Annotated in this window: 14 protein-coding genes; 3 read left to right on the top strand and 11 right to left on the bottom strand. The window is 77.3% G+C overall.

The annotated features are described in order from the left end of the window. Positions 1 to 53: 53 nt before the first annotated feature. From rbfA to rimP, 6 genes are all read right to left on the bottom strand, one after another. Positions 54 to 617, bottom strand: coding sequence for a 30S ribosome-binding factor RbfA (gene rbfA / locus ACRYMN_RS09330; RefSeq protein ID WP_432494270.1), 564 nt, complete (start codon positions 615 to 617; stop codon positions 54 to 56). Between the two features lie 22 nt (positions 618 to 639). Then, positions 640 to 933 carry a DUF503 domain-containing protein gene (locus tag ACRYMN_RS09335; RefSeq protein WP_432494354.1) on the bottom strand — a complete coding sequence of 98 codons (294 nt, stop codon included), beginning with the start codon at positions 931 to 933 and terminating at the stop codon, positions 640 to 642. A 104-nt stretch (positions 934 to 1,037) separates the two neighbouring features. Beyond that, the gene (infB, locus tag ACRYMN_RS09340; RefSeq protein ID WP_432494271.1) at positions 1,038 to 4,202 is read right to left on the bottom strand and encodes a translation initiation factor IF-2; all 3,165 of its coding nucleotides are present in this window, start codon (positions 4,200 to 4,202) and stop codon (positions 1,038 to 1,040) included. A 90-nt stretch (positions 4,203 to 4,292) separates the two neighbouring features. Continuing rightward, a complete protein-coding gene (locus ACRYMN_RS09345) occupies positions 4,293 to 4,622 on the bottom strand; it encodes a YlxR family protein (protein ID WP_432494273.1) in 330 nt (109 codons plus the stop codon). 133 nt (positions 4,623 to 4,755) lie between these two features. Next, positions 4,756 to 5,757 carry a transcription termination factor NusA gene (gene nusA / locus ACRYMN_RS09350; RefSeq protein ID WP_432494275.1) on the bottom strand — a complete coding sequence of 334 codons (1,002 nt, stop codon included), beginning with the start codon at positions 5,755 to 5,757 and terminating at the stop codon, positions 4,756 to 4,758. Beyond that, on the bottom strand, positions 5,754 to 6,407 hold the full coding sequence (rimP, locus tag ACRYMN_RS09355) for a ribosome maturation factor RimP (RefSeq protein WP_432494277.1): 654 nt from the start codon (positions 6,405 to 6,407) through the stop codon (positions 5,754 to 5,756). Before rimP ends, nusA begins: the two co-directional genes overlap by 4 nt. Positions 6,408 to 6,551: 144 nt before the next feature. On the opposite strand from rimP, the gene ACRYMN_RS09360 reads away from it, so the two are divergent. Continuing rightward, the gene (locus ACRYMN_RS09360; RefSeq protein WP_432494279.1) at positions 6,552 to 7,736 is read left to right on the top strand and encodes a DUF4439 domain-containing protein; all 1,185 of its coding nucleotides are present in this window, start codon (positions 6,552 to 6,554) and stop codon (positions 7,734 to 7,736) included. A gap of 46 nt (positions 7,737 to 7,782) precedes the next feature. Further along, positions 7,783 to 8,664, top strand: coding sequence for an endonuclease/exonuclease/phosphatase family protein (locus ACRYMN_RS09365; RefSeq protein ID WP_432494281.1), 882 nt, complete (start codon positions 7,783 to 7,785; stop codon positions 8,662 to 8,664). 39 nt (positions 8,665 to 8,703) lie between these two features. On the opposite strand, the gene ACRYMN_RS09370 is transcribed toward ACRYMN_RS09365, so the two are convergent. The 5 genes from ACRYMN_RS09370 to dxr all read right to left on the bottom strand — a co-directional run bounded on the left by ACRYMN_RS09370 (position 8,704) and on the right by dxr (position 15,552). After that, positions 8,704 to 10,464, bottom strand: coding sequence for a proline--tRNA ligase (locus tag ACRYMN_RS09370; RefSeq protein ID WP_432494283.1), 1,761 nt, complete (start codon positions 10,462 to 10,464; stop codon positions 8,704 to 8,706). Positions 10,465 to 10,644: 180 nt separating this feature from the next. Next, positions 10,645 to 11,538 carry a GNAT family N-acetyltransferase gene (locus tag ACRYMN_RS09375; RefSeq protein WP_432494285.1) on the bottom strand — a complete coding sequence of 298 codons (894 nt, stop codon included), beginning with the start codon at positions 11,536 to 11,538 and terminating at the stop codon, positions 10,645 to 10,647. 107 nt (positions 11,539 to 11,645) lie between these two features. Then, complete coding sequence (gene ispG, locus ACRYMN_RS09380) at positions 11,646 to 12,806, bottom strand: flavodoxin-dependent (E)-4-hydroxy-3-methylbut-2-enyl-diphosphate synthase (protein ID WP_432494287.1); 1,161 nt, start codon at positions 12,804 to 12,806, stop codon at positions 11,646 to 11,648. Between the two features lie 152 nt (positions 12,807 to 12,958). Continuing rightward, positions 12,959 to 14,290, bottom strand: a complete 1,332-nt coding sequence (locus ACRYMN_RS09385) for a M50 family metallopeptidase (protein ID WP_432494289.1) — start codon at positions 14,288 to 14,290, stop codon at positions 12,959 to 12,961. Then, positions 14,287 to 15,552, bottom strand: a complete 1,266-nt coding sequence (gene dxr / locus ACRYMN_RS09390; protein ID WP_432494291.1) for a 1-deoxy-D-xylulose-5-phosphate reductoisomerase — start codon at positions 15,550 to 15,552, stop codon at positions 14,287 to 14,289. The genes ACRYMN_RS09385 and dxr overlap by 4 nt, the downstream gene beginning before the upstream one ends. 108 nt (positions 15,553 to 15,660) lie before the next feature. Between dxr and ACRYMN_RS09395 the strand changes: the two genes are divergently transcribed. Further along, positions 15,661 to 16,788 (top strand): trypsin-like serine peptidase, encoded by a 1,128-nt coding sequence (locus ACRYMN_RS09395; RefSeq protein ID WP_432494293.1) that lies wholly within the window; start codon positions 15,661 to 15,663, stop codon positions 16,786 to 16,788. The last annotated feature ends 13 nt before the right edge of the window (positions 16,789 to 16,801 follow it).

The raw sequence follows: 16,801 nt of genomic DNA on the forward strand, positions 1-16,801 counted from the left end.
GGCGTGCGGGGGCGCGGGCACCGGTCGCGGCCGTGCGCGGGCGGCTGCGCGGCTCAGGCGACGGGGTGCCCGCCGAGCGCGTCGTCCTCGTCCTCGTCGAGGTCGTCCTCGTCCTCCTCGAGGTGGTCCGCGTCGAGGCCGTCGCCCTCCTCGTCGTCCTCGTCGTCCTCGAGGTCGTCGTCCTCGTCGAAGTCGTCCTCGACGGGGCGCTTGTAGGGGTCGGCCTCGCCCGCCGGCTGCGCCGAGGCGGCCAGCGCGGCCACGCGCGCGTCCTGCTCGGCCGCGGCCCGCAGCAGGTCCTCGATCTGGGTGGCCGTCTCGGGGACCTCGTCGGCGGTGAAGGTCAGCGTCGGGGTCAGGCGCACGCCGGTGCGCCGGCCGACCTCGGCGCGCAGCACGCCCCTGGCGCTCTCCAGCGCCGCCTTCGTGCCCACGCGCTCCTCGTCGGTGCCGAGGACGGTGTAGTACAGCGTCGCGTGCTGCAGGTCGTTGGTGACCCGAGCGTCGGTGATGGTGACGAACCCCAGCCGGGGGTCCTTCACGCGCTTCTCGAGCGCCTCGGCGACGACGACCTTGATGCGGTCGGCGAGCTTGCGGGCGCGGGTGGGGTCCGCCACGGGACTTCCCTCCTGGAGGTGCTCAGTCGTCCGACGACAGGAACTGCCGCCGGGTGGAGAGGATCTGGAACTCGGGGTGGGCCGCCACGAGGCGCTCGCAGCGGTCCAGCACGTCGGTGCAGCGGGCGCCGTCGGGCGCGACGACGGCCACCGCCACCTCGGCGCGACGGTGCAGGTCGAGGGAGCCGGTCTCGGCGGCGGCCACGTCGAAGGAGCGGCGCAGCTCGGCGACCAGGGGCCGCACCAGGCTGCGCTTGCCCTTGAGGGAGTGCACGTCGCCGAGGAGCAGGTCGAACGTCAGGGTGCCTGTGAACACGTCGGGGGGTGCGGCCTCCCCCGCGGCGCCGTCCACCCGTCCGCGGGTGCGGACGGGAACGGCCGGGGCAGGAGGGAGGTCCTGCCCCGGCCGTGGTCACCGCGTCAGCCGCGCGGCTTCTCCCGCATCTCGAACGTCTCGATGACGTCGTCGACCTGGAGGTCGTTGTACGAGCCCAGGCCGATGCCGCACTCGAAGCCCTCGCGGACCTCGGTCGCGTCGTCCTTGAACCGTCGCAGCGACTCGATGGTCAGGTTGTCGCCGTGCACGACACCGTTGCGCAGCACGCGCGCCTTGGTGTTGCGCCGGATCACGCCCGACCGGACGAGGCAGCCGGCGATGTTGCCGAACTTCGAGGAGCGGAAGATCTCGCGGATCTCCGCCGTCCCGAGCTGGACCTCCTCGAACTCCGGCTTGAGCATGCCCCGCAGGGCGTTCTCGACGTCCTCGATCGCCTGGTAGATGACCGAGTAGTACCGGATGTCGACGCCCTCGCGCTCGGCGTACTCGCGGGTCTGGGCCTCGGGACGCACGCTGAAGCCCAGGATGATCGCGTTCGACGCGACGGCGAGGTTCACGTTGTTCTTCGTGATGGCGCCGACGCCGCGGTCGATGACGCGCAGCTCGACCTCCTCGCCCACGTCGATCTTGAGCAGCGCGTCCTCGAGGGCCTCGACGGACCCGGCCCCGTCACCCTTGAGGATGAGGTTGAGGGTCTCGACCTTGCCCTGCTCCAGCGCCTTGGTGAAGTCCTCCAGGCTGATGCGCTTGCGGGACTTCGCCAGCATGGCGCTGCGCTCGGCGGCGTCGCGCTTCTCGGCGATCTGGCGCGCGGTGCGGTCGTCGGGGGCCACGAGGAACGTGTCGCCCGCACCCGGCACCGACGTCAGGCCCAGCACCTGCACCGGGCGCGACGGGGTCGCCTCCGCGAGCTGGTTGCCGTGCTCGTCGAGCATGGCGCGCACGCGGCCGTGACCGGTGCCCGCCACGATGGCGTCGCCGACGCGCAGGGTGCCGGACTGCACCAGCACCGTGGCGACGGGGCCGCGGCCCTTGTCGAGGTTGGCCTCGATCGCCACGCCGCGGGCGTCCTTGTGGGGGTTCGCCCGCAGGTCCAGCGCCGCGTCCGCGGTGAGCAGGACCGCCTCGAGCAGGTCGTCCAGGCCCGTGCCCTGGCGCGCGGAGACGTCGACGAACATCGTGTCGCCGCCGTACTCCTCGGCCACCAGGTTGTACTCGGTGAGCTGCTGCCGGACCTTCGCCGGGTTCGCGCCCTCCTTGTCGACCTTGTTGACCGCGACCACGATCGGCACGTCCGCCGCCTGGGCGTGGTTGAGCGCCTCGATGGTCTGGGGCATCACGCCGTCGTCCGCCGCGACCACGAGGATCGCGATGTCGGTCACCTTCGCACCGCGGGCGCGCATGGCCGTGAAGGCCTCGTGACCCGGGGTGTCGATGAAGGTGATGGCCCGCTCGACGCCCTCGTGCTCCTTGGTGACCTGGTAGGCGCCGATGGTCTGGGTGATGCCGCCGGCCTCCTTGGCCACCACGTCGGTGGAGCGGATGGCGTCCAGCAGCTTCGTCTTGCCGTGGTCGACGTGACCCATGACGGTGACGACCGGCGGGCGCGCCTCGAGCTCGTCGTCGCCCTCGGCCTCCAGCTCGGCGTCCAGGTCGATCGAGAACCCGGCGAGCAGCTCGCGCTCCTCGTCCTCCGGGGAGACGACCTCGACGACGTAGCCGAGCTCGCCGCCCAGCAGCTGGAAGGTGTCCTCGTCCAGCGACTGCGTGGCGGTGGCCATCTCACCGAGGTGGAACAGCACCGTGACCAGCGACGCGGGGTTCGCGTCGATGCGCTCGGCGAAGTCCGTCAGCGAGGCGCCGCGGCGGATGCGCACGACCGTCGAGCCGTCCCCGCGCGGGACCTGCACGCCCCCGACCGAGGGGGCCTGCATCGCCTCGTACTCCTGGCGCTTGGCGCGCTTGGACTTGCGACCGCGCACCGGACGGCCGCCGGCGCGCCCGAAGGCGCCCTGCGTGCCGCCGCGGCCACCGCGGCCGGGACCACCCGGACGGCCGGCGAAGCCGCCGCCACCGGTGCCACCGGGACCACCGGTGCCGCCACCGGGACGGCCGCCGAAGCCGCCGCGCCCGCCGCCGGGACCGCCGCGGCCGGGAGCGCCGGGACGACCGGCGGGAGCACCCGGACGGCCGACCGTCGGGCGCGCCGGCATCATGCCGGGGTTCGGGCGCGGGCCGCCGGGACGGGGACCGCCGGGGCCGGGAGCGCCCGGGCGCGGGCCGCCGGGGCCGGGGGCACCCGGACGGGGACCGCCCTGCGGGCGCGGCATGCCCTGGCTGTTCGCGAACGGGTTGTTGCCCGGGCGCGGACCGCCCTGCGGGCGGGGCATGCCCTGGCTCGTCGCGAACGGGTTGTTGCCCGGGCGCGGGGCGCCGGGACGGCCGGCACCGCCGGGCGCGCCGGGGCGGCCGGCCCCGGGGGCGCCGGGACGACCGGCACCGGCGGCCGGGCGCTCGCCGCGCTCGGGCCGGTCACCGCGCTCGGGGCGCTCGCCGCGGGGGCGCTCACCGCCGGGCAGGGGGCGCTCGGCGCGCTCGGGCGGGCCGGGACGGCGCGCCCCGGGCCCGCCGGGGGCCCCGGGAGCGCCGGGACGGGCGCCGGGGGCCGCGGGACCGCCCGGACGGGCACCCGGGCGCGCGGCGGCACCGGGACCACCGCCGGCGGGCGGGGTGGACGGGCGCACGCCGCCGGGCACCGGGCGCGCGGCACCGCCGGCCGCGGGCCGCTGCTGCGGCGCGGTCGGGGCGTCGGGGGCCTGGAAGGCGGGGGTGGCCGCAGCCGCCGGGACCGACGGGGCCGCCGGGGCGGGCGCCGGCGTGACCGGGCGCGCCGGGGCGGGGCCGGGCACGGGGGCGGACGGCGCCGAGGGGGCACCGCCGGCCGCGGGCGCGGCGGGGGCGGGCGCGGGGGCCGGCGCAGCGGGGGCGGGGGCGGGGGCGGCGGGACGCACCGGTCCCGGCCGGGCGCCCTGCGGCAGGCGGGGACCCGGCTTCGCCGCCGGGGTGGGACGCGCGCCGCTGCCGGCGCCGTCCGCGGGGAACCTGTCCTTCAGCCGGCGGATGACCGGCGGCTCGACGGTCGAGCTCGCCGACCGGACGAACTCGCCCATCTCCTTGAGCGTGGCCAGCACGACCTTGCTCTCGACTCCGAACTCCTTGGCGAGTTCGTAGACCCGGACCTTTGCCACATCTCTCCTGTCTCGGTCCGGGACACCACTACCGGGCGCGGACCGTCGTCAGTCGTCGGGGTTCATCTGCACGAGCTCATCGGGTGCTCATCAGCTGTTCGACCCGCTCTCATCGGTGGTGGTGGTGGTGACCGCCCCGCTCGACCGCTCCAGGAAGGAGCGCAGAGCGGAGGTGTCGAGGGGACCGGGGCGGCGCAGCGCCCGGGGGAAGGCCCGGCGCTTCTCCGCCTGGTCCAGGCACGCGGTGCTGTGGTGCACCCACGCGCCCCTGCCGGGGAGCCGGCGTCGCTCGTCGACGAGGAGCACGTCCCCGTCACCGGCGGCGACGACCCTCAGCAACGCGGACCGGGAGCCCCGCTGTCGGCAACCCACGCACGTCCGCGCCTGTTCCCGACCCGCGCTGCGTGAGGCGGGGGGCACGGCGGAGGTGGAGGGGCGCCGGGCAGGACGACCGGACTCGACGAGTGTAGCGATGGGGACAGTGTAGCGCTGCCCCGCGCTCGGGCGGGTCGCGGGCGCCCGCCCCGCCCGCCCGTGCCCGCGGCGCCGCGCCTCAGCGCGGCCCGGCGCCCGCCCGCTCGCCCGGCGGCTGCTCGGTGTCGGGGTGGATGTCGATGCGCCAGCCGGTCAGCTTCGCGGCCAGGCGGGCGTTCTGCCCCTCCTTGCCGATGGCCAGGGACAGCTGGTAGTCGGGGACCACGACCCGCGCCGAGCGCGCCTCGGCGTCGACGACCTCCACGGAGGTCACCCGCGCCGGGGACAGCGCGCTGGCCACGAACCGCGCCGGGTCGTCGCTGTGGTCGACGATGTCGATCTTCTCGCCGCGCAGCTCGGCCATCACGGCCCGCACGCGCTGGCCCATCGGCCCGATGCAGGCGCCCTTGGCGTTCACGCCCGCCCGCGTGGCGCGCACCGCCACCTTGGTGCGGTGCCCCGCCTCGCGCGAGAGCGCGGTGATCTGCACGGTGCCGTCGGCGACCTCGGGCACCTCCAGCGCGAACAGGCGCCGCACGAGGTTGGGGTGCGAGCGCGAGAGCACCACCTGCGGGCCCTTGGGGCCGCGCTTGACGCTGACCACGTAGCAGCGCAGCCGGCTGCCGTGGCGGTACTCCTCCCCCGGCACCTGCTCCGCCGGCGGCAGCACGCCCTCCAGGGCGCCGAGGTCGACCTGCACCACGCGCGGGTCGCGGCCCTGCTGCACGACCCCGGAGACGATGTCGCCCTCCGTGCCGGCGAACTCGCCCAGGACCTGCTCGTCGGCCGCGTCGCGCAGGCGCTGCAGGATCACCTGCCGGGCCGTGGTGGCCGCGACGCGCCCGAAGCCGGCGGGGGTGTCGTCGTGCTCGCGCACCACCGCGCCCTCGGCGTCGCGCTCGGCCGCCAGCACCCGCACCTCGCCGGTGGAGCGGTCCAGCTCCACGCGCGCGTGCGGCTGCGAGCCCTCCGTGTGGTGGTAGGCGATGAGCAGCGCCTGCTCGATCGCGCGCACGAGCGCCTCGAACGGGATCTCCCGCTCGCGCTCCAGCAGCCGGAGCGCCGCCATGTCGATGTTCACTGCTCGCCCTCGCGTCCCGCGTCGTCCAGCTCGTCCAGCTCGTCCAGCTCGTCGTCCAGCCCGTCGTCCGCGGCGTCGTCGACGTCCTCGGGGTCGTCGTCCGCGTCGGGGCCGTCCGCGTCGGGGCCGTCGGCGCGGCGGAACTCCACCTGCACCTCGCCGCGCACCAGCTGCGCGAAGGGCACCTCGCGCGGCGCGCCGACGTCCGCGGCGCGCGGGGGGCGGCCCTTGACCGGCTGCGGCTCCAGCGTCAGCAGCACGCCGTCGGCGTCCACGGAGCGCACGCGCCCCAGCAGGGCCGTGCCGTCCGCGAGCACCGCGCGCACGAGGCGGCCGGTGGCCCGCGCCCAGTGCCGCGGGGTGGTCAGCGGGCGCTCCACGCCCGGGGAGGTGACCTCCAGGGTGTAGGGCGTCGAGCCCAGCACGTCGGAGGCGTCCAGCGCCTCGGAGACGGCCGTGGAGACGGTCGAGACGGCCTCCAGGTCCACCTCGCCGGGTTCGTCGCCCGCGAGGTCGACCACCACCCGCACCACCCGGCGGCGACCGGCCGCGGCCACCGAGACCGCCTCCAGCACCAGGCCGGCCGAGCGGCTCTCGTCGGCGAAGACGGCCTCCAGCGCACCGGCCACGGCCTCGTCCAGCGACGGCACGACCGCCCCTCCCCTGCTCTCGAGCTCTGCGCGCACGAGCGGCGGGCGGCGCCCCGCGGGCCCGCCCGCCGCTCGCCACGACGACTGCCCAGGGTATCGCGGTGCGCCGCGGTCGCCCGACCACGCGCGTGGCACCATCCCCGGGTGCGCGCGCTCCCCCGTCCCGCTCCCGGCGCCCCGGCGGGGCGGGACCTGCGCCGCCGCACCGCGCTGGCCGCCCTGGCCGCGCTGGCCGCGACCGCCCCGGCCGGGTGCGGGGTGCGCTGGGTGAGCGGCCCGGAGGAGACCCCGGCGCCGCGGCGCGGCCCGGACGACACCGCGCGCGAGGGGGCCGTGGCCGACGCGCGCCGCCTGCTGGGCCTGGCGCTGCCGCTGGCCGGAACGGGCACCGCCCCGGCCGGTCCCGCCGACCCGGCCGCCGGCGCGAGCGCCGTCGTGCAGCAGGCCGCCTCGGCGGTCGTCGACGTGTGCAGCGCCCACCTGCGCGCCCTGGGCGAGGACCCGGCCGCGGGGGTGAGCGCCACCCTCGTGCCGGACCCGACCACGGGCGGCGCGGGCGGCGCGGGCGGCGCGGGCGGCGCCGGTGCGCTGGTGGACGAGCTCACCGCCACCGCCGGCCGGGCGCTGGCGAGCGCCGCGGACCCCGGCACGGGCGCCGGCACGTCGCGGCTGCTGTGCGCGCTGGGCGCCTCGCGCGCGCTGCTGCTCGACGGCGCGGCGACGGCCGCCGCCCTGCCGGCGCCGGCGGTGCCCCCGCCCCCCGCCCCGCCCCCCGCCGCGAGCGCCGGCGAGGGCGGCGGTGAGGGCGACGGTGAGGGCGACGGTGAGGGCGACGGCACCGAGGCGGCGCTCCAGGCGGTGCTGGCCGGCGAGCACGCGGCCGTGTGGGCCTTCGGGCTCGTGGCCGGGCGCCTGCCCGGTGAGCAGCGCGCCCGGGCGCTGGCGGCCCTGGCGGCGCACCGCACCGCCCGCGACGACGTCGCCGACGTGCTGCGCGCGCGCGGCGCCGAGCCCGTGGGCGCGCGCGCCGGCTACGCGGCCGAGGCGGGCGCGCCCGGGGCGGCGCTGCTGCTGGCCGCCGGCGTGGAGGAGCGGCTGGCCGCCGTCTACGCCGACCTGGCCGCGGCCTCCCGCGCCGAGCGGGGCCTGGCGGCCGCCGGCGTGGTGCGCGCCGCGCGCGCCGCGCGGTCCTGGGGCGGTGCGACGACGGCGTTCCCGGGGCTGCCCGAGCTCGGCGAGGACGGGCTGCCGGTGACCACGGCGTCCGCGACCACCACGGCGTCCGCGACCACCGCGGCTGCCGCGCCCACCGCGACGCCCGCGCGCTGAGCCCGCGCTGGCGGCCGCACGGGCGGCTGGGAGACTGGGCGGCGAGATGAGCGCACCCCAGGCACCCCGGGCGGCGGACCCCCCGCTGCGGATCATGACGTGGAACGTGTGGTGGCGCTTCGGCGACTGGCGCGCGCGGCGCGAGGCGATCCTGGCCGTGCTCGCCGAGCACCGCCCCGACGTGGTGGGCCTGCAGGAGGTGTGGGCCACCGGCGGGCCCGACGGGGAGAACCTCGCGCACTGGCTGGCCGAGCGCCTGGGCATGGTCGCCGCCTGGTCGCCCTCCCCGCGCCCCGAGCGCTGGCAGCGGCGCCTGTCCCCGCACGACCCGCACGCCGGCACCGTGGACTTCGGCAACGCCGTGCTCAGCAGGTACCCGCTGCTGGAGCGGCGCACCCGCGCGCTGCCCGCCGGCGGGCACGAGGACGAGGGGCGCACCGCGCTGCAGGTGCTCGTCGACGCGCCCCGGCGCCCGCTGCCGTTCACCACCACGCACCTGAACTCCTCGCCCGCCGAGTCGGCGGTGCGCGTGGCGCAGGTGCGCGAGCTGGTGCCGTTCGTCGCCGCCGGCGCGCGCCGCGGCGAGCACTACCCCCCGGTGCTGACCGGGGACTTCAACGCGGTGGAGACCTCCGACGAGCTGCGGCTGGCGCGCGGCTACGAGACCGCCGGGCCGGTGGAGGGCTTCGTGCTGCTGGACGCCTGGCGCTTCGCGCACCCGCAGGACCCGGGGCTGACGTGGGACCGGCGCAACCCGTGGGTGGCGCGCGTGCACCAGCCCAGCGCGCGCATCGACCACGTGCTCGTCGGGCTGACCCCGTTCACCGGCGAGGGCGCCGTGCGCTCGGCGCGCGTGGTCGCCGCCGAGCCGGTGGGCGGGGTGTGGGCCTCCGACCACGCCGCGGTGCTGGTGGACCTGGAACCCTGAGCGCCGCGCGGGCCGGGACCGCGCGCGGCGCCGCCGGGCTCAGCCGCGCACGGCGGCCAGGGCCGCGGGCACGGCCTCGGCCAGCTGCACCTGGCGCGCCTCGCCGCTGCGGCGGTCGCGCAGCTCCACGACGCCCTCGGCCAGGCCCTTGCCGACCACGAGGATCGTCGGCACGCCGATCAGCTCGGCGTCCTTGAACTTCACCCCCGGCGAGACCTTCGGGCGGTCGTCGAGCAGGACCTCGACGCCCTCGGCGTGCAGCTGCGAGGCGAGGCGCTCGGCGGTGGTGAACACCTCCGCGTCCTTGCCGGTGGCGACGACGTGCACGTCGGCGGGGCCCAGGCCGCGCGGCCACACCAGGCCCTTCTCGTCGTGGTTGCCCTCGGCGACGGCGGCCAGGGCGCGGGTGACGCCGATGCCGTACGAGCCCATCGTCACCACGACCTGCTTGCCGTTCTCGTCGAGGACCTTCAGGTCCAGCGCCTCGGCGTAGCGGCGGCCCAGCGCGAAGATGTGCCCGATCTCGATGCCGCGGGCCAGCTCCAGCGGGCCGGAGCCGTCGGGGGCGGGGTCGCCGGCGCGCACCTCGGCGGCCTCGACGGAGCCGTCGCCGGTGAAGTCGCGCCCGGCGACGAGGTCGAAGACGTGCTTGCCGGGCTCGTCGGCGCCGGTGATCCAGCGGGTGCCGCTCACCACGCGCGGGTCCAGCAGGTAGCGGATCCCCGAGGCGGAGGCCTCGCCGAGGGCGCCGGGGCCGATGTAGCCCTTGACCAGCGCCGGGTGCGCGGCGAAGTCGGCCTCGCCGAAGGGCTCCAGCTCCGCCGGGGCCAGCGAGGCCTCCAGCCGCTTGAGGTCCACCTCGCGGTCGCCGGGCAGGCCCACGGCCAGCGGCTCGCGGGTGCCGTCGGGGTGGCGCAGCACGACGAGGACGTTCTTCAGGGTGTCCGCCGCCGTCCAGGCCCGGTCCGGGCGCGGGTGCGCGGCGTTGGCCGCGGCCACCAGCGTCTCGATGGTGGGGCTGTCGGGGGTGTCCTCCACGTGCGCGGCCGGGGCGTCGTCGAGGGGCAGCGCCGGCGGCACCGGCGTGGTGACGGCCTCGACGTTGGCGGCGTACCCGCCGGGCGAGCGCACGAAGGTGTCCTCGCCGATGGCGGTGGGGTGCAGGAACTCCTCGCTGCGCGAGCCGCCCATGGCGCCGGAGACGGCGGAGACGACGACGAAGTCCAGCCCCAGGCGCGTGAAGACGCGCACGTAGGCCTCGCGGTGCTTCTCGTAGGAGACCTCCAGGCCCGCGTCGTCGACGTCGAAGCTGTAGGAGTCCTTCATGACGAACTCGCGCCCGCGCAGGATCCCGGCGCGCGGGCGGGCCTCGTCGCGGTACTTCGTCTGGATCTGGTAGATCGACAGCGGCAGGTCCTTGTACGAGGAGTACAGGTCCTTCACCAGGAGGGTGAACATCTCCTCGTGGGTGGGCGCCAGCAGGTAGTCCGCGCCCTTGCGGTCCTTCAAGCGGAACATGCCGTCGCCGTACTCGCTCCAGCGGCCGGTCGCCTCGTAGGGCTCGCGCGGCAGCAGCGCCGGGAAGTGCACCTCCTGGAAGCCGGCGGCGTCCATCTCCTCGCGCACGACCGCCTCGACGCGGCGCAGCACCCTCAGGCCCAGCGGCAGCCACGTGTAGATGCCGGGGGCCGCCCGGCGGACGTAGCCGGCCCGCACCAGCAGCTTGTGGCTGGCGACCTCGGCCTCGACCGGGTCCTCCCGCAGGGTCCGCAAGAACAGCGTCGACATCCGCATGAGCACCCCGAGAGCCTATCCGCGCACCGGTGGGTCCCGCGCCGGAGCGGGGTCACCACGACGAGCACCCCCTCGTCCCGACGGCAGGAGCCCGCTGCGCCCGCACCCGCGACGCCCGCGCCACCGCCCTGGCCCTCGTGCACGGGCCTCGCCGGGCCCGTCGCGACGCTGCTCACCCCGGCCGGCTCAGAACAGGACGGTCGCGAAGGTGCCGACCTCGCGGAAGCCCACGCGGCGGTAGGCCGCCATGGCGCGGGTGTTGTAGTCGTTGACGTACAGGGAGACGACCTCCACGCCGTCGGCGCGCGCGGCGCGCACCACGGCGGCCATGCCCGGCGAGGCCAGGCCCTCGCCGCGCCGGTGCGGGGGCACCCACACGCCCTGCACCTGCACCACCTTCGGCGCCACGGCCCCCAGCTCGGCCTTGAAGACGACCTCCGGGCCCGAGGGGCCGCGGTCCACGCGCACGAAGGAGCGCCCGGTGGAGACCAGCTCGGCCACGCGGGCGCGGTAGGCGCCGCCGCCGTCGGGCGGGGCGGGGGCGTAGCCGATCTCCTCGGTGAACATGGCCACGCAGGCGGGCACCACCAGGTCCAGCTCGCGCAGCGTGGCCCGGCGCACCGCCGGGTCGGCGGGCACCTCCGGCTCGCCGTCGCAGACCATGAGCGGCTGGCGCGCGCGCACCTCGCGCACCCCGCGCCAGTGCGGCTCCAGGCGCTGCCACAGCCCCAGGACCGCCTCGGCCGGGCCCACCAGCGACGAGCAGCGCCGGCCCTGCGCGCGCGCGTGCGCGGCGAAGGCGTCCAGCGCGGCGGGGGTGGCCTCCACCGGCACGAGGTTGGCCCCGGCCCAGCAGGCCGAGACGAGCTCACCGTGCTCGAACCAGCCCCACACCTGCCCGCCGAGGTCGGTGCCGGGCCGGGCCAGCAGGCCCAGCACCCGGGCGGAGACGAAGAGGTTGGCCACCGGGTCGCGGTCGCACAGCCGCAGCAGGGCGGCCGCGTCCGAGCCGGTCAGGACGCGCAGGCCCGCGGGCCCGGCGGGACCGGTGGACGTGGCCGCGGACGGGGTCGGGTGCACCCCGGCATCCTGTCGCCTGAGCGGCGGACCGTCCACGCGGCCCCCGCGGCGGGCCCCGCCACGGCCGCGCCACGGCCCCGGCGGCCCCGGCGGCCCCGGTGGGCGGCTCAGCCGACGGTGACGGTGGGCCCGCCGGCGGCGGCCTCGTCCACCGGCTCGCCCATCTCGGCGGCCAGGCGCTCGGCCTCCGCGATGAGCGTCTCGACGATGGCGTGCTCGGGCACGGTCTTGACGACCTCGCCCTTGACGAAGATCTGGCCCTTGCCGTTGCCGGAGGCCACGCCCAGGTCGGCCTCGCGGGCCTCGCCGGGGCCGTTGACGACGCAGCCCATGACGGCCACGCGCAGCGGCACGCTCATGCCCTGCAAGCCCTCGGTGACGGCGTCGGCCAGGGAGTAGACGTCCACCTGCGCGCGCCCGCACGAGGGGCACGAGACGATCTCCAGCTTGCGCGGGCGCAGGTTGAGCGACTGCAGGATCTGGATGCCGACCTTGACCTCCTCCGCCGGCGGGGCGGACAGCGACACGCGGATGGTGTCGCCGATGCCCTTGCTCAGCAGCGCGCCGAAGGCGGTGGCGGACTTGATGGTGCCCTGGAAGGCGGGGCCGGCCTCGGTGACGCCCAGGTGCAGCGGCCAGTCGCCACGCTCGGAGAGCAGCTCGTAGGCGCGCACCATGACGACCGGGTCGTTGTGCTTGACGGAGATCTTGAAGTCGTGGAAGTCGTGCTCCTCGAACAGCGAGGCCTCCCACACCGCGGACTCCACCAGCGCCTCGGGGGTGGCCTTGCCGTGCTTGGCCAGCAGGCGCGGGTCCAGGGAGCCGGCGTTGACGCCGATGCGGATCGAGACGCCGGCGTCCTTGGCCGCCTGGGCGATCTCCTTGACCTGGTCGTCGAACCTGCGGATGTTGCCGGGGTTCACGCGCACGGCCGCGCACCCGGCCTCGATCGCCGCGAAGACGTACTTGGGCTGGAAGTGGATGTCGGCGATGACCGGGATCTGCGACTTCCTCGCGATGATCGGCAGCGCCTCGGCGTCCTCGCCGGTGGGGCAGGCCACGCGGACGATGTCGCAGCCGGTCGCGGTCAGCTCGGCGATCTGCTGCAGGGTGGCGTTGATGTTCGTCGTCGGCGTCGTCGTCATCGACTGCACCGAGATGGGCGCGTCGCCGCCGACCTCGACCGACCCCACCTTGATCTTGCGCGTCTTGCGGCGCGGGGCCAGGACGGGCGGGGGCAGGGTCGGCAGACCGAGGCTCACAGTCACGGCAGCAGTATCGCCCCGCGCGGCGGCGGGCACGACCACGGGTGGCGGTGCGCACCGGCGCGCCACCGGGTGTTCACCGACGGCGCACCGCGGGAGCACCGGCAGCGGTCGCCGGGCGGGCCGGGCGCGGGCCGGGAGCCGGACGGGGCGGCTCAGCCCAGGGTGACGGGGCGGACGATGTCGGCGTACAGCAGCAGCGCGCTCATCCCGATGAGCACCAGCGAGACGCCGTAGGCCAGCGGCATCGCCTTGGCCACGTCCACCGGACCGGGGTCGGGGCGCCCGCGCAGGCGGAACAGCGCCTTCTTGAGGACCTCCCACAGCGCGCCGGCGATGTGCCCGCCGTCGAACGGCAGCAGCGGGACCATGTTGAAGACGAACAGCGCCACGTTCAGCCCGGCGAGCAGCGAGATCAGCCGCGAGGCCCGCTCGGCCAGCTCGTCGCCGGGCACGATGGCCGGGCGGGCGTTGAGCTCGCCGGCCAGGCGGCCGATGCCGACGACGCCGATGGGCCCGTTCGGGTCGCGCGCCTCGCTGCCGAACGCGGCCTGGGCGACGTCCACCAGCCGCTGCGGCAGCCGCAGCACGATGCCCGCCACGCCCTCGACCTGCTCGGCGACCACGCCGGGCACCTGCGCCAGCGGGAGGCGCACCACCGCCACGCTGGGCGAGACGCCCAGGAAGCCGACCTCCTCCACGCGCCCGGTGGGCTCGCCGGTGCGCTCATCCAGCACGGCGCGCTGCGTGAGCACCGGGGTGGCGCTCAGCGGCACGCGCCGCCCCTCGCGCTCGACGACGAGCTGCACCGTGCGCCCGCCGGAGGTGCGGATGGCGTCGGAGAGCTGCTCCCAGCTCGTGACCGGCTCGCCGTCGAAGGAGAGCACGACGTCGCCGGGGCGCAGGCCCGCGGCCGCGCCCGGGGCGGGCGGGTCCTGCGGGCGGCACTCGGTGGCCGTCGTCGCGGCCGGCAGCACGCACCGCGAGACCGTGGAGACGGTGGGCACCAGGCCGGGCGCGCCGATGCCGCTGGCGGCCACGGCGGTCAGCAGCAGCGCCAGGACGAGGTTGACGAACGGCCCGCCGAACATGATCGCGATGCGCTTCGCGACCGGGAGGCGGTAGAAGGTGCGCCGCTCGTCGCCGGGGCCGACCTCCACGAAGCTCGCCGCGCGCGCCTCCTCGGCCATCAGCGCCCAGCGCCCCGTCGAGCTCGCCCGCACCCGGCCCGGCGCGTCGCCCGGCTGCGGGGGGAACATCCCGACCATGCGCACGTAGCCGCCCAGCGGGACCGCCTTGAGGCCGTACTCGGTCTCACCCCGGCGCCGGGAGAACAGGGTGGGCCCGAAGCCGACCATGTACTGCGTCACCTTCACGCCGAAGCGCTTGGCCGGCAGCAGGTGGCCCACCTCGTGCAGCGCGATGGACAGCGCCACGCCGAGGGCCGCGACGAGGATCCCCACGACCCACAGCAGGACCTCGCTCACGCGCGCGCCCCCGCCGCCGTCAGCTCCCTCGCCCGCGCGCGGGCCCAGCCCTCGGCGGCCAGCACGTCGGCCACGTCGCGCGGGTCGCCCCCCGGTGCGTGCTCGCCCACCACGCGCGCGACGGTGTCGACGATGCCCAGGAACGGCAGCCGGCCGGCGTGGAAGGCCGCGACGCACTCCTCGTTGGCGGCGTTGAGCACCGCGGGCACGGTCGAGCCGCGCCGGCCGGCCTCGCGGGCCAGGTCCACCGCGGGGAAGGCGGTGGCGTCCAGCGGCTCGAACGTCCAGCTCGCCGCGCGGCCGAAGTCCACCGGCGCGACCGCACCGGGCACGCGCTCGGGCCAGGCCAGCCCCAGCGCGATGGGCAGGCGCATGTCCGGCGGGGAGCACTGCGCCAGCGTGGAGCCGTCGGCGAACTCCACCATCGAGTGCACCACCGACTGCGGGTGCACGACGACGTCGATGCGCTCGTAGGGCACCCCGAAGAGCAGCGCGGCCTCGATGACCTCCAGGCCCTTGTTGACCAGCGTGGCGGAGTTGGTGGTCACGACCGGGCCCATCGACCAGGTGGGGTGCGCCAGGGCCTGCTCGGGGGTCACCGAGGTCAGCTCCTCGCGGCGCCGGCCGCGGAAGGGCCCGCCGCTGGCGGTGAGCACCAGGCGCGCGACCTCCCCGGCGGCCCCGCCGCGCAGGCACTGCGCCAGCGCGGAGTGCTCGGAGTCCACCGGCACCACCTGACCGGGCGCGGCGGCGCGGGTGACCAGCGGCCCGCCGGCCACGAGGGACTCCTTGTTCGCCAGCGCCAGGGTGCGCCCGGCGGTCAGCGCGGCCAGCGTCGGGCCCAGCCCCACCGAGCCGGTCATGCCGTTGAGCACCACGTCGCACGGGTGCGCGGCCGCCTCGGCGGCGGCGTCGGGGCCGGCCAGCACGCGCGGGGACCAGCCGGGCCGGCCGGCCGCGCGCGCCCGCGCCGCCAGCGCCTCGCGCAGCGGCGCGGCCGCCCCCGGGCGCGCCACGGCCACCAGCTCCACCGCGTGCTCGACGGCCTGGCGGGCCAGCGCGTCGACGTCGGCGCCCCCGGCGGCCAGCGCCACCACGCGGAAGCGCCCCGGGGCCGCGGCCACGACGTCGAGCGCCTGGGTGCCCACCGAGCCCGTGCTGCCCAGCAGCACCACCTCGCGCACCCCGCCGGACGGCACGCCGGCGGCGGCGGGCACGGCGGTGCCCGGGGCGGGAGCGGGGTGCGGCGCGTGGGTGCTCACCGGGCCATTCTGGCCTCGCCGCCGCCCGCGGCGGGCCCGGGTGGCGACGGCGGGGGCGCGCATCGGCCAGGATGGCCGCAGCGCACCGCTCCCCGGGAGGACGTCCACATGCCCGCCACCCACCGCCGCCGCACCGCCGGCCTGGCCGTCGCCGCCCTGGCGGCGCTCACCGGCGCGGCCGCGCCCGCCGGCGCCGCGCCCTCCGGCACCGGCTCCGCGCAGGCGCTCCGGGGGGCCTCGGCCCCGGGGCTCTCGCAGGTCTCGCAGGTCTCCGAGGTCGCCCGCCTCGACGCCGCGGCGCAGTCGGCCGCCCTGGCGTACTGGACGCCCGAGCGCATCGCCGCCGCCCGCCCCGCACCCGCGCCCCGGCCCGTCGCCGGCGAGGGCGCGCAGCAGCCGGTGGAGCAGCCGGTGGAGCAGCCGGCCCAGGAGCCCGCTGCGGGCGGCGGCGCCGTGCAGCCGCGCGCCGCCGCCGGCACCCCGGTCGTCCCGCGCCGCGAGCGCAGCACGGCCGGGGAGGTCACCGGCGCGGCGGTGAGCGTCTCCGCGCCCTGGCGGGGCGGGGCGGCCGTGCGCCCAAAGGTGGGCAGGCTGCTGTTCACCCAGGGCGGCACGCCCTACGAGTGCTCCGCGAGCAGCGTGCGCGCCGGCAACGCCAGCGTGCTCGTCACCGCCGGGCACTGCCTGACCGACGGCGGCCGCGACTCCACCAACGTGGTCTACCTGCCGGGGCTGGACGGGGCGGCCACGCCGCTGGGCAGGTGGAGCGCGGTGCGCACGTTCACCACCGCCCAGTGGCGCGAGGAGGACCAGAACACCCCGGCCGCGCTCAACCACGACGTCGGCTTCGTGGTGGTGGGCCGCCAGGACGGCGCCGCGCTGGCCGACCGCGCCGGCGCCTTCGAGCTCGCCTTCGACGCCCCGCTCGAGCGCGTGACCGTCTTCGGCTACCCCGCCGCCGGGCCGGGCAGCGACGGCACGACGCTGCAGCACTGCACCGGCTGGCGCTTCCCCGACGAGGGCGGCACCACCGACCAGGGCACGCTGTGCGACATGGCCAGCGGCTCCAGCGGCGGGCCGTGGCTCTCGCGCTTCGACCCCGTCGCCGGCACGGGCACCGTCACCTCGGTGGTCAGCTTCAGCTACGGGCACGCCCCCGAGCGCCTGTACGGCCCGCGCCTGGGCGCCGTCGAGCGCGAGGTCTTCGAGCGGGCCGCCGCCGTGCCGGTGCCCTGAGACCGGCCCGCGG

Source organism: Kineococcus gypseus (assembly GCF_050871305.1).
GTDB lineage: Bacteria > Actinomycetota > Actinomycetes > Actinomycetales > Kineococcaceae > Kineococcus > Kineococcus gypseus.